Here is a 13,853-nt window from a genome sequence, read left to right on the forward strand (position 1 = left end):
TAACTCGAGGTGAGGGGTTTTACTGCGTGTAAGAGTAAAATGAAGAGGTGCGAATAAATGAAACAAAGTATGGTATTCAGTCCTACATTACGTGAAGTTCCAGCTGATGCGGAGATTAAGAGTCATCAGTTATTACTTCGCGCAGGTTTTATGCGTCAAAATGCTTCTGGTATTTATAGTTTTCTACCATTTGGATTAAAAGTACTACACAAAGTAGAACGAATCGTGCGAGAAGAAATGGAACGCGCAGGCGCGGTAGAATTATTAATGCCAGCAATGCAAGCTGCAGAATTATGGCAAGAGTCAGGTCGTTGGTATTCTTACGGATCTGAATTAATGCGTATGAAAGATCGTAACGCTCGTGAATTCGCATTAGGGGCGACACATGAGGAAGTAATTACGGATCTTGTGCGTGATGAAGTGAAATCATATAAAAAATTGCCGTTAACATTATACCAAATTCAAACAAAATTCCGTGATGAGCAAAGACCTCGTTTCGGTTTATTACGTGGAAGAGAGTTTCTAATGAAAGATGCATACTCTTTCCATGCTACACAAGAGAGCTTAGATGAAGTATACGATCGCTTATACAAAGCATACTCTAACATTTTTGCTCGTTGTGGTTTGAATTTCCGTGCGGTTATTGCTGATTCTGGAGCAATGGGCGGAAAAGATACACATGAATTTATGGTATTATCTGATGTTGGTGAAGATACAATTGCATACTCTGATACATCTAATTATGCAGCGAACATCGAAATGGCTCCTGTTGTAGCTACGTATACGAAGAGTGACGAAGAAGAGAAAGCACTTGAAAAAGTAGCGACACCAGACCAAAAAGCAATTGAAGAAGTATCTACATTCTTAAACATTGCAGCTGACAAGTGCATTAAGTCTATGGTATTTAAAGTAGATGAGAAATTAGTAGTTGTACTTGTTCGTGGTGATCACGAAGTAAACGATGTGAAAGTGAAAAATGTATACGGCGCTTCAGTTGTTGAGCTTGCTTCTCATGAAGAAGTAAAAGAATTATTAAATTGTGAAGTTGGTTCATTAGGACCGATTGGTGTAGCAGGTGATATCGAAATTATTGCTGATCACGCTGTAGCATCAATTGTTAACGGATGTTCAGGAGCGAACGAAGAAGGATTCCATTATGTAAATGTAAATCCAGAACGTGACTTTAAAGTAAGTCAATATACAGATTTACGCTTCATTCAAGAAGGAGACCAATCTCCAGACGGAAACGGAACAATTCTTTTCGCACGTGGAATTGAAGTTGGTCATGTATTCAAATTAGGAACTCGTTATAGTGAAGCAATGAACGCAACATTCCTAGATGAAAATGGAAAAACACAACCACTTATTATGGGTTGTTACGGCATTGGTGTATCTCGTACAGTGGCAGCAATTGCAGAGCAGTTTAACGATGAGAACGGTTTAGTTTGGCCGAAAGCTGTTGCACCGTTCCATGTGCATGTAATTCCAGTAAATATGAAATCTGATGCACAACGTGAAATGGGTGAAAACATCTATAACTCATTACAAGAGCAAGGATATGAAGTATTACTAGATGATCGTGCAGAACGTGCAGGTGTTAAATTTGCAGATGCAGATTTATTCGGCCTTCCAGTTCGCGTTACAGTTGGTAAAAAAGCAGACGAAGGTATTGTAGAAGTGAAAGTACGTGCTACAGGCGAGTCTGAAGAAGTAAAAGTAGAAGAACTTCAAACATATATTGCTAATATTTTAAAATAAGAAGAGGTACCTCGTAATGGGGTACCTTCTCTTTCTTTGTAAACGTATTTTGTAAAAGAAGAAGGGAGAAATCTTTCTTTGTAGTACGTTTCAATTTATAATAGCAAATGGAAGGAGAGTGCTTATGTCTTTAACAAATGAACAACAAGAGCGATTTCAAATTTTGCTCCAGCAGTTGCAAATACCAGACGACCTTATAAATCAATATTTACAAGGCGGTGGTATTGAAAGGCTCGTTATCGATAAAACGAATAAAAGTTGGCATTTTGATTTACAAGTGCCACGTATTTTGCCTACAGAATTATATGAATTGCTAGAAACAAAGATTAAGCAATCATTTTCTCATATTGCAAGCACAACATTTGCATTAGAAACAGAGAATAAACAATTTACAGAAGAAGAAGTGAGGGCGTATTGGCCGCTTTGTACGGAACGAATTACATTTTCACCTATGTTTGCTTACTTAAAGAAACAGCTTCCACAGGTGAATGGAGTGAAGTTGCTAATAAATGTGAATAATGATCTAGAATCTACTGCTTTAAAGAAAAACGTTGCGAAACCAGTAGGGGATCAATACGAAGCTTTTGGATTCCCGCGTTTCCAGTTAGACACACATATACAGCAAAATACAGAAGAAATGCAAAAGTTTCGTGAGCAAACGCAGCAAGAAGACCGTGAGCGTGTTATACAAGCTATGGAAGAAATGGCGAAGAAGCAAGCTGAAGAAAGCAGCGTTGTGCATGAAGGACCGATCACACTCGGCTATCTTATTAAGCCAGATGAAGAGATTACACCGATGCGAGAAATTCAAGATGAAGAAAGAAGAAAAACGGTTCAAGGATATGTCTTCCATGTGGAGACAAAAGAGCTTCGTAGTGGGCGTACGTTATTAACTTTAAAAATAACGGATTATACAGATTCTATTATGATTAAAATGTTCTCACGTGATAAAGAAGATATTCCAATGCTACAATCCTTGAAAAAAGGAATGTGGGTGAAGGCTCGTGGTTCTGTCCAAAATGATACATTCGTTCGAGATTTAGTAATGATTGCAAATGATATTAATGAAATAACAGGACCGTCTCGTAAAGATAAAGCGCCAGAAGGTGAAAAACGAGTAGAACTTCATCTTCATACTCCGATGAGCCAAATGGATGCTGTTACTCCTGTTTCTAGACTTGTTGCCCAAGCAGGTAAATGGGGACATGAGGCTATTGCGATTACAGACCATGCTGTGGCTCAGTCGTTCCCGGAAGCATATTCTGCGGGGAAAAAGGCTGGAGTTAAAGTTATATACGGTGTAGAAGCGAATTTAGTTAATGACGGTGTACCAATAGCGTATAACGAAGCGCATCGTTTACTTGCAGAGGAAACGTATGTTGTTTTCGACGTTGAGACGACAGGTTTATCAGCTGTATACGATACAGTCATTGAGTTGGCTGCCGTAAAAGTAAAGGGTGGCGAAATCATTGATCGCTTTGAATCTTTCGCAAATCCACATCAACCATTATCAGCGACGATTATTGAATTAACGGGTATTACAGATGATATGTTAACGGATGCACCAGAAGTAGACGAAGTGTTTAAAAAGTTTGAAGAATGGATGGGCGACCATACACTTGTTGCCCATAACGCGAGCTTTGATATGGGCTTTATTAACGTAGGTTTTAAAAAGGCTGGACTAGAAAAAACGAATAACCCAGTTATTGATACGTTAGAACTTGCACGATTCTTATTCCCGGAAATGAAAAATCATCGATTAAATACGATGTGTAAAAAGCTTGATATTGAATTAACGCAGCATCACCGTGCGATTTATGATACAGAAGCAACGGGATATTTACTAGTGAAAATGTTAAAAGATGTAATTGAAAAAGGATTTGAATACCATGATCAATTAAACGATAGCATGGGACAAGGAGATGCGTATAAGCGCGGACGTCCAAGTCATATGACATTACTTGCTACATCAGATGTTGGATTGAAAAATTTATATAAACTTGTTTCATATTCTCACCTGAATTACTTTTACCGTGTACCACGTGTACCGAGATCACTATTAAAAAAATATCGTGAAGGAATTTTAGTAGGAACGGCTTGTGATAAAGGTGAAGTGTTTGAGGCGATGATGCAAAAAGCTCCTGAAGAGGTAGAAGAAATTGCACAGTTCTATGATTACATTGAAGTAATGCCTCCAGAGGTGTTGCGTCATTTAGTAGAGCGTGAACTTGTTCGAGATGAGGGGCAATTAAAAACAATTATCTCTAACTTAGTAAAATTAGGTGAGACGTTAGATAAACCAGTTGTCGCTACAGGGAACGTGCATTACTTAGATCCAGAAGATGCAATGTATCGTAAAATTTTAGTTAGTTCACAGGGCGGAGCAAACCCGTTAAACCGACATTCATTACCGCCTGTACATTTTCGTACAACGGATGAAATGCTAGAGTGTTTCTCATTTTTAGGTGAAGATACAGCGAAAGAAATTGTTGTAACGAATACGCAAAAGGTTGCATCATTAATTGGCGATGTTCATCCAGTAAAAGATGATCTATATACACCGAAAATTGAAGGTGCGGATGATGAAACACGTGATATGAGTTATAAAATGGCCCGTAGCATTTATGGTGAAGAGTTACCTGAAATTGTAGAAGCGCGTTTAGAAAAAGAATTGAAAAGTATTATTGGGCATGGATTTGCCGTAATTTATTTAATTTCACATAAACTCGTAAAAAAATCATTAGTAGACGGTTATCTAGTAGGTTCGCGTGGATCGGTAGGTTCATCATTCGTTGCAACGATGATGGAAATTACAGAAGTAAATCCATTACCACCACATTATGTATGTCCGAATTGTAAGCAATCCGAGTTCTTTAATGACGGTTCGGTAGGTTCTGGTTTCGACTTACCAGACAAAGAATGTCCGACATGTAATATTCCGTATGTGAAAGACGGACATGATATTCCGTTCGAAACGTTCCTTGGATTTAAAGGAGATAAGGTACCCGATATCGATTTGAACTTCTCCGGGGAATACCAACCACGTGCCCATAACTATACGAAAGTACTGTTCGGTGAAGATTATGTATATCGTGCTGGGACGATTGGTACAGTTGCGGAAAAAACTGCTTATGGATATGTAAAAGGTTATGCAAATGATCATAATTTAACGATTCGAAATGCAGAGATTGACCGCTTAGTAGCAGGATGTACAGGTGTAAAACGTACAACTGGACAGCATCCAGGTGGTATTATCGTTGTGCCAGATTACATGGACATCTTTGATTTTTCACCAATACAGTTTCCAGCAGATTCAATAGGAGCTGAGTGGAGAACAACACACTTTGATTTCCACTCGATTCATGATAATTTATTGAAACTTGATATACTAGGACACGATGATCCGACTGTTATTCGCATGTTACAAGATTTAAGTGGTATTGATCCGAAAACAATCCCAACGGACGATCCAGAAGTAATGAAAATTTTCTCCGGACCAGAATCGTTAGGTGTAACGGAAGAACAAATTAACTGTAAAACAGGTACACTTGGTATACCGGAGTTTGGTACGAAATTCGTAAGGCAGATGTTAGAAGAGACGAAACCTACGACATTCTCAGAGTTAGTCCAAATTTCTGGATTATCACATGGTACGGACGTATGGCTTGGTAATGCAAACGAGTTAATTTATAACGGTACATGTACGCTGAGTGAAGTTATCGGTTGTCGTGATGACATCATGGTTTATTTAATCTATCAAGGTTTAGATCCATCATTAGCCTTCAAAATCATGGAATCGGTACGTAAAGGTAAAGGTGTACCAGAAGAATGGGAAGAGGACATGAAAAGTAATAACGTCCCAGGTTGGTATATTGATTCATGTAAGAAAATCAAGTACATGTTCCCTAAAGCCCATGCGGCTGCTTACGTACTTATGGCCGTACGTATCGCATACTTTAAAGTGCATTTCGCGCTTCTGTTCTATGCGGCATACTTTACGGTTCGTGCAGATGACTTTGACGTGGAGGCAATGGCGAAAGGTTCAGCATCTATACGTGTAAGAATTGATGAAATTGCGCAAAAAGGTTTGGATGCAGCGCCGAAAGAGAAGAGTTTATTAACGGTACTAGAAATGACACTTGAAATGTGTGAGCGTGGATACTCATTCCAAAAGGTTGATTTGTATCGCTCGCATGCAACAGACTTTATTATTGATGGAGACTCATTAATACCGCCATTTAATGCCGTGCCTGGTCTTGGTACAAACGCAGCTTTAAGCATTGTAGAAGCGCGCAAAAATGGAGACTTCTTATCAAAAGAAGACTTGCAGCAGCGCAGTAAGGTTTCGAAAACAATTATTGAGTATTTAGATAGTCAAGGTTGTTTAGGAGATTTGCCGGATCAAAACCAGTTATCCCTGTTCTAATAGGTAGGAAAAGTCTTTGCAAATCAATATTTGCTATGGTATACTATTAACCGAGATAACCATGTCATGTATATTGTGTGAAAAAAAGAGTGGGGAAACCCACTCTTTCGTGTTACTATCTACATTTTATTGATGTAGAGAGGTAAGAAATTTCTGTCGTATATACATATTTTGTTACAAGTTTTACTTCTTAAATTTGGTAATACTAAGACAGATATTCCCTGCTTAACCGGCAGGGGCTTTTGTTAGCTAACGAGAAAGAATAAGATAGACCGTTCTGTGGACGGGGTCTTTTCTTGTAAATGGTACATGGCGGCAGGAAGGAGGCTGTTTATGGATAAGAAAGTCACAGAAGTTGTAGAAGCATTTGCACAGCCAATCGTTGAAGAGTTAAATCTTGAACTTGTAGATGTAGAGTATGTGAAAGAAGGACAAGACTGGTTCTTACGCGTATTCATCGATTCTGAAAAGGGAGTCGACATTGAAGAATGCGGTGCGGTAAGTGAACGTTTAAGCGAAGCTTTAGATAAAGAGGATCCAATTCCTCATCTTTACTTTTTGGATGTATCATCTCCTGGAGCGGAACGCCCATTAAAGAAAGAGAAAGACTTCCAGCAAGCGGTAGGAAAACAAGTGGCAATTAAAACATATGAGCCGATTGATGGTGAAAAGATGTTTGAAGGAAAGCTACTTTCCTACGATGGTACTACAATTACACTATTATTAACAATTAAAACACGTAAAAAAGAAATCCAAATTTCAATGGACAAAGTTGCAAATGCGCGACTTGCTGTTACGTTTTAGTTAGAAGGGGGATCTTCATGAGCACTGAGTTGTTAGATGCCTTGCTCGTATTAGAGTCAGAAAAAGGAATTAGCAAAGATATTATTATTGATGCGATTGAAGCAGCGTTAATCTCTGCTTATAAACGCAATTTTAACCAAGCACAAAACGTTCGTGTGAGCTTTAACCCAGAAGTGGGAACAATCCAAGTTTTAGCACGTAAGGACGTTGTTGATAATGTGTTTGATCCACGTCTTGAAATCTCTGTAGAAGAGGCAAGACAAATTAATCCAAACTACCAAGATGGCGACGTACTAGAAATTGAAGTAACGCCAAAAGATTTTGGTCGTATTGCAGCGCAAACTGCAAAACAAGTTGTAACACAACGAGTTCGTGAAGCAGAACGTGGTGTTATTTACTCAGAATTTAGTGATCGTGAAGAAGACATTATGGTTGGTATTGTACAACGCCAAGATGCTCGTTTCATCTACGTAAGCTTAGGCAAAGTAGAAGCTTTATTACCTGTGAGTGAGCAAATGCCGAATGAGCAATATAAGCCACATGATCGTATTCGCGTATTTATTACAAAAGTAGAAAAGACAACAAAAGGACCACAAATTTACGTATCACGTACACATCCTGGTCTTTTAAAACGTTTATTCGAAATGGAAGTTCCAGAAATTTATGATGGAACTGTAGAAATCCGCTCTGTAGCGCGCGAAGCAGGAGATCGTTCTAAAATCTCTGTGCATGCAGAAAACATTGATGTTGATCCAGTGGGTTCTTGTGTAGGACCGAAAGGACAACGTGTACAACGCGTTGTAGATGAACTAAAAGGTGAAAAGATTGACATCGTTCGCTGGTCAAATGATCCAGTTGAATATGTTGCAAATGCTTTAAGCCCATCACAAGTTGTTAAAGTACTTGTAGATGAAGATGAAAAAGCAACAACTGTTGTTGTTCCAGACCACCAGCTGTCATTAGCAATTGGTAAGCGTGGACAAAATGCGCGTCTTGCAGCTAAATTAACAGGTTGGAAAATTGATATTAAAAGTGAGTCTGATGCGAAACAACTTGGAATTGTGACAGAAGAAGATAGCGTAATCGCATTCGGATTCGATTCAGTTGAAGACGAAATCGAATAGAGGTGATGAGTATGAGCAATCGAAAAGTTCCGTTACGAAAATGTATTGCGACGCAAGAGATGAAATCAAAACGAGAGCTCGTTCGCATTGTTCGTTCCAAAGAAGGCGAAGTGTCTATTGATTTATCTGGAAAAAAATCAGGACGAGGTGCATATTTGTCAAAAGATAAAGAATGCATTATGCAAGCCCAAAAGAAAAACATTTTGGAACATCATCTAAAAGCGAAAATCGACAGTTCTCTGTACGAAGAGCTTCTCGAGCTTGTTGAGAAGGAGTCGAAATAAGTGTCCGATTGGAAATCGTTTTTAGGACTAGCAAATCGCGCTCGAAAAATCATTTCGGGTGAAGAACTCGTTTTAAAAGAAGTACGAAGTGGTAAAGCAAAGCTCGTATTGCTTTCTGAAGATGCGTCAGCGAACACTACTAAACGTATCACTGATAAAACGACGTACTACAATGTACCAATGAAAAAAGTCGAAAATCGACAACAATTAGGGCATGCGATTGGGAGAGACGAGCGAGTCGTTGTAGCTGTGTTAGATGAAGGCTTTGCGAAAAAGCTACGTAGCATGCTCGATACAAATTACCGGGGGTGAAGGTATGAGTAAAATTCGAGTACATGAATATGCAAAAAAAAATAATATCTCAAGTAAAGATCTTATGACAAAACTTAAAGAGATGAATATCGAGGTTTCGAATCATATGACAATGTTAGAAGATGAAGTAGTAAACAAATTAGATAATGAATACCAAACTGAAAAACCTTCTGTTGCAGATGAGTTTGAAGTAGAAGAAAAAGTTGTTCGTAGTAAAAAGAACAGCAATAAGAAAAAGAAAAAAGGCAAAGGAAATGAAGACAAACGTCAGGATAACTTTGCTGGAAGACAACAAACGCAAATAGTAGAAACACCAGATAAAATTACTTTCTCTGGAAGCCTTACTGTAGGCGAGCTTGCTAAAAAATTAAGCAAAGAGCCATCTGAAATTATTAAGAAGCTCTTCATGCTTGGAATTATGGCAACAATTAACCAAGATTTAGATAAAGATACAATTGAGTTAATTGCTACTGATTACGGTATTGAAGTAGAAGAAGAAGTAGTTGTAAGTGAAACTGAATTTGAAACATTCATCGATGAGCAAGATGATGAAGAGAACTTAAAAGAACGTCCAGCTGTAGTTACAATCATGGGACACGTTGACCATGGTAAAACAACATTACTTGACTCTATCCGTAACTCAAAAGTAACTGCAGGCGAAGCAGGTGGAATTACTCAGCATATTGGTGCATACCAAGTTGAAGTAAATGATAAGAAGATTACATTCTTAGATACACCTGGTCACGCGGCATTTACAACGATGCGTGCTCGTGGTGCGCAAGTAACGGATATTACAATCCTTGTTGTTGCAGCTGATGACGGCGTTATGCCACAAACAGTTGAAGCGATTAGCCATGCGAAAGCAGCGGGAGTACCAATTATTGTTGCTGTGAATAAAATGGATAAACCAGCGGCAAATCCTGATCGCGTAATGCAAGAATTAACAGAATATGAATTAGTTCCAGAAGCATGGGGTGGAGATACAATCTTCGTACCAATTTCTGCAATTCAAGGTGAAGGAATTGACAACTTACTAGAAATGATTCTTCTTGTAAGTGAAGTAGAAGAATATAAAGCAAATCCAAATCGCTATGCAACTGGTACTGTAATTGAAGCACAACTTGATAAAGGTAAAGGAACTATCGCGACGTTACTTGTTCAAAACGGTACACTTCGAGTTGGAGATCCAATTGTTGTTGGAACTTCATTCGGACGTGTTCGTGCAATGGTAAGTGATATTGGTCGTCGTGTAAAAGTTGCTGGTCCATCAACTCCTGTTGAAATTACAGGTTTAAATGAAGTACCACAGGCTGGAGATCGTTTCATGGCATTCGCTGATGAGAAGAAAGCTCGTCAAATCGGTGAATCACGTGCACAAGAAGCGTTAGTTGCACAACGTGGTGAGAAATCTAAATTAAGCCTTGAAGATTTATTCCAACAAATCCAAGAGAGCGATGTAAAAGAAATCAACTTAATTGTAAAAGCAGATGTACAAGGTTCTGTTGAAGCGATGGCAGCATCACTTCGTAAAATTGATGTTGAAGGCGTAAAAGTTAAAATCATTCACACTGGTGTAGGTGCGATTACAGAATCTGATATTATTTTAGCTTCTGCATCTAATGCAATTGTAATTGGATTTAACGTACGTCCAGATGTGAACGCGAAGCGTACAGCTGAATTAGAGAACGTTGATGTTCGCTTACACCGCATTATCTATAAAGTAATCGAAGAAATTGAATTAGCAATGCAAGGTATGCTTGATCCAGAATTCGAAGAAAAAGTAATCGGTCAAGCGGAAGTTCGTCAAACATTCAAGGTAACAAAAGTGGGAACAATCGCAGGTTGTTACGTAATAGACGGTAAAATTACACGTGATAGTGGCGTTCGTATTATCCGTGATGGTATAGTAATTTTCGAAGGTCAACTTGATACGTTAAAACGTTTCAAAGACGACGTAAAAGAAGTTGCACAAAACTATGAGTGTGGTATTACAATTGAGAGATATAATGATCTTAAAGAAGGGGACATCATTGAAGCGTACATTATGGAAGAAGTGAAGCGATGATTATCGCTTCACTCTCATTCGAGTGTATGATTTACGATGTGCATTCTTTAAAAGAGAAACGAGCAATTTTGCAAAGGGTGCTAACTCGTGTGAAGCAACGTTATAACGTTGCTGTTTCAGAAGTAGGGCATCAAGATGTATGGCAACGTACAGAAATTGCAATTGTTTCCGTATCCTCAAATCGTGTTATTTGTGAAAAAGAAATGAATCGTGTACTTGAGTACATCGATTCATTTCCTGAAATTGAACGTACGATAACACAATTGGAATGGTACTGAATGAGGTGAAGAGTTATGAAATTACGTGCAAACCGTGTAGGCGAGCAAATGAAAAAAGAATTAGGCGACATTATCAGTCGTAAAATTAAAGATCCACGTGTTGGATTTGTTACAGTAACAGATGTACAAGTGAGTGGAGATTTACAAATTGCTACAGTATATATTTCTGTTTTAGGTGACGAAGAACAGAAAGAAAGTACATTAAAAGGTTTAGCGAAGGCAAAAGGCTTCATTCGTTCAGAAATTGGCCAACGTATTCGTCTTCGTAAAACACCAGAAATTTCCTTTGAATTTGATGAGTCTATTGGGTACGGTCATCGAATTGATACACTTTTACATGAAATTAATAAAGAAGGTAAACGTGAAGAATAATGGATAGACAATTGTCTATCCATTTTTTCAATGCAAAATAAGTTTTGGATATTTATTATGAAAGAAATATGATGAGGTGAACATATATGGAAGGTGTAGTATTATTACATAAACCAAAAGGCATGACATCACATGATTGTGTATTTAAACTAAGAAAGATATTGCGTGAGAAACGAATTGGTCATACAGGAACATTAGATCCAGATGTAACAGGAGTATTACCTATTTGTGTTGGACGAGCAACGAAAATTGCACAATTTTTAACAAGTGAAACGAAAACATATGAAGGCGAAGTGACATTAGGTTTTTCAACAACAACTGAAGATGCTTCTGGTGAAGTTGTGGAAACGAAACATATAGATCGTGTTATTACTCGTAAGGAAGTGGAAGAGGTTCTTGCGGCATTAACAGGTACGATTGAGCAAATGCCTCCGATGTTTTCGGCTGTAAAAGTTAACGGAAAAAAATTATATGAATATGCAAGAGCAGGACAAGAGGTTGAACGTCCAGTTCGTACAATTACAATTCATGAATTTGTATTATTAGACGATAGAGAAGTATTTGAAGGAGAAAATATTTCATTCCGTTTCCGTGTAACGTGTAGTAAAGGAACATATGTAAGAACGCTAGCAGTAATGATTGGTGAAAAACTTGGTTTTCCATCACATATGTCTCACCTTGTAAGAACGGCTTCTGGTGAATTTATATTAGAAGATTGCATATCATTTGAAGAAATTGAAGAAAACGTGCAAAATGGAACAGTAGAGTCTATCTTCATTTCAATTGATGAAGCATTAAGTAAGTTCCCGAAAATGGTTGTAGATGAAAAGCAAGCAGAGAAAATAAAGAATGGTATGTTTTTAAAAAATGAATTGCAAATAACAGCGCCATTTATAACAGTGTTTGATAAAAATGATCGCTGTCTTGCAATTTATGAGCACCATCCAAAACACCCTGGTATGCTAAAGCCGATGAAAGTACTTGTGAATAATCAAGAACTAAAGCTATAATGAATTATTGGAAGGATTATTACAGAAAAAGGTGAATTCAAGCGTGAAACTTATTCATTTAACTCATCCACATGAACAAAATAAATTAGAATTGCCACCTACTGTAATGGCATTGGGATTTTTTGATGGCATTCATTTAGGGCATCAATGTGTGATTCGAACTGCGAAAAAAATAGCGGATGAACGAGGATATAAAAGTGCAGTTATGACATTTTACCCGCATCCATCTGTTGTTTTAGGTAAAAAAGAAGCGCATGCCGAGTATATTACACCAATGTGTGATAAAGAAAAAATAGTCGAAAACCTAGGTATCGATATATTATATGTTGTTAAATTTGAAGAATCATTTGCAGGCTTATTGCCACAACAATTTGTAGATGATTATATTATTGGTTTAAATGTAAAGCATGTAGTAGCAGGATTTGATTATTCATATGGACGTTTAGGAAAAGGAAAGATGGAGACTTTACCATTTCATGCAAGAGGGGAGTTTACACAGACTGTGATTGAAAAAGTTGAATTTCAAGAAGAGAAAGTAAGTTCTACAGCATTACGAAAATTAATTCGAAATGGCGAAATGGAACAAATTCCATCTATTTTAGGTAGAGCATATACAGTAGGGGGAACGGTTGTACACGGTGATAAACGTGGACGTCAAATTGGTTTTCCGACAGCTAATGTAGGTTTAAGTGATGAGTATCTATTACCACCTGTAGGTGTTTATGCAGTGAGATTAAAAGTTCACGGTGAATGGTACGACGGTGTATGTAATATTGGATATAAACCAACGTTTAAAGAAGATGAGCGTCAATTATCTATTGAGGTGCATTTATTTGAATTTAACAACGACATATATGATCAAAATGTTACGGTAGAGTGGCATATGCGTATAAGAGAAGAGAAGAAATTCAATGGCATTGATGAGTTAGTTGAACAAATCGCAAAAGATAAGAAAACAGCACAAGAATATTTTGCGAACGAAAAGAATATACTTGCTTTTTCAAATGAAAAGTAGTATTCTATGTTATGTACTTTATGACAACCATTGCTTGGCATTGCGACTCACCGACGCTTGCTAGGTAATTGGGGGTTTAATTAATAGGAGGTGAAATAGGATGGCTTTAACACAAGAGCGTAAAAATGAAATCATTGCACAATTTAGAACTCATGAGACTGATACTGGTTCTCCAGAGGTTCAAATTGCTGTCCTAACGGAGCAAATTAACACTCTAAACGAGCACTTACGTACTCACAAGAAAGATCATCATTCACGTCGTGGTCTATTAAAGATGGTTGGTAAACGTCGTAACTTACTAACTTACCTTCGTAATAGCGATATCACACGTTACCGTGAATTAATCACAAAGCTTGGCTTACGTCGATAGTCAAAGAAGCGGGAATATTCCCGCTTTTTTGTTAG

General features: G+C 37.8%; 12 protein-coding genes. All 12 read left to right on the top strand.

Annotated features, from left to right (window positions below):
- Positions 1-57: 57 nt before the first annotated feature.
- The 12 genes from ACQVV1_RS06025 to rpsO all read left to right on the top strand — a co-directional run bounded on the left by ACQVV1_RS06025 (position 58) and on the right by rpsO (position 13,818).
- Positions 58-1,758, top strand: coding sequence for a proline--tRNA ligase (locus ACQVV1_RS06025; RefSeq protein WP_309259249.1), 1,701 nt, complete (start codon positions 58-60; stop codon positions 1,756-1,758).
- A gap of 124 nt (positions 1,759-1,882) precedes the next feature.
- Complete coding sequence (locus tag ACQVV1_RS06030) at positions 1,883-6,184, top strand: PolC-type DNA polymerase III (RefSeq protein ID WP_431168690.1); 4,302 nt, start codon at positions 1,883-1,885, stop codon at positions 6,182-6,184.
- A 333-nt stretch (positions 6,185-6,517) separates the two neighbouring features.
- Entirely contained in the window at positions 6,518-6,988 is a 471-nt protein-coding gene (rimP, locus tag ACQVV1_RS06035; RefSeq protein WP_000359096.1) for a ribosome maturation factor RimP, read from the top strand.
- A gap of 17 nt (positions 6,989-7,005) precedes the next feature.
- The gene (gene nusA, locus ACQVV1_RS06040) at positions 7,006-8,112 is read left to right on the top strand and encodes a transcription termination factor NusA (RefSeq protein WP_000102598.1); all 1,107 of its coding nucleotides are present in this window, start codon (positions 7,006-7,008) and stop codon (positions 8,110-8,112) included.
- 11 nt (positions 8,113-8,123) lie between these two features.
- Complete coding sequence (rnpM, locus tag ACQVV1_RS06045; protein WP_000071125.1) at positions 8,124-8,396, top strand: RNase P modulator RnpM; 273 nt, start codon at positions 8,124-8,126, stop codon at positions 8,394-8,396.
- Entirely contained in the window at positions 8,397-8,708 is a 312-nt protein-coding gene (locus ACQVV1_RS06050) for a YlxQ family RNA-binding protein (protein ID WP_001286522.1), read from the top strand.
- A 4-nt stretch (positions 8,709-8,712) separates the two neighbouring features.
- A complete protein-coding gene (gene infB, locus ACQVV1_RS06055) occupies positions 8,713-10,773 on the top strand; it encodes a translation initiation factor IF-2 (protein WP_063221120.1) in 2,061 nt (686 codons plus the stop codon).
- Entirely contained in the window at positions 10,770-11,051 is a 282-nt protein-coding gene (locus tag ACQVV1_RS06060; RefSeq protein ID WP_000582364.1) for a DUF503 domain-containing protein, read from the top strand. The genes infB and ACQVV1_RS06060 overlap by 4 nt, the downstream gene beginning before the upstream one ends.
- A gap of 15 nt (positions 11,052-11,066) precedes the next feature.
- Positions 11,067-11,423, top strand: coding sequence for a 30S ribosome-binding factor RbfA (gene rbfA / locus ACQVV1_RS06065; protein WP_000776443.1), 357 nt, complete (start codon positions 11,067-11,069; stop codon positions 11,421-11,423).
- An 86-nt stretch (positions 11,424-11,509) separates the two neighbouring features.
- On the top strand, positions 11,510-12,433 hold the full coding sequence (gene truB / locus ACQVV1_RS06070; protein ID WP_242252011.1) for a tRNA pseudouridine(55) synthase TruB: 924 nt from the start codon (positions 11,510-11,512) through the stop codon (positions 12,431-12,433).
- A 43-nt stretch (positions 12,434-12,476) separates the two neighbouring features.
- Positions 12,477-13,448, top strand: a complete 972-nt coding sequence (ribF, locus tag ACQVV1_RS06075) for a bifunctional riboflavin kinase/FAD synthetase (protein WP_242252009.1) — start codon at positions 12,477-12,479, stop codon at positions 13,446-13,448.
- Between the two features lie 100 nt (positions 13,449-13,548).
- Complete coding sequence (rpsO, locus tag ACQVV1_RS06080; RefSeq protein ID WP_001229392.1) at positions 13,549-13,818, top strand: 30S ribosomal protein S15; 270 nt, start codon at positions 13,549-13,551, stop codon at positions 13,816-13,818.
- Positions 13,819-13,853 lie beyond the last annotated feature (35 nt).

Source organism: Bacillus basilensis (genome assembly GCF_050630465.1).
GTDB classification, from domain to species: Bacteria; Bacillota; Bacilli; order Bacillales; family Bacillaceae_G; genus Bacillus_A; species Bacillus_A basilensis.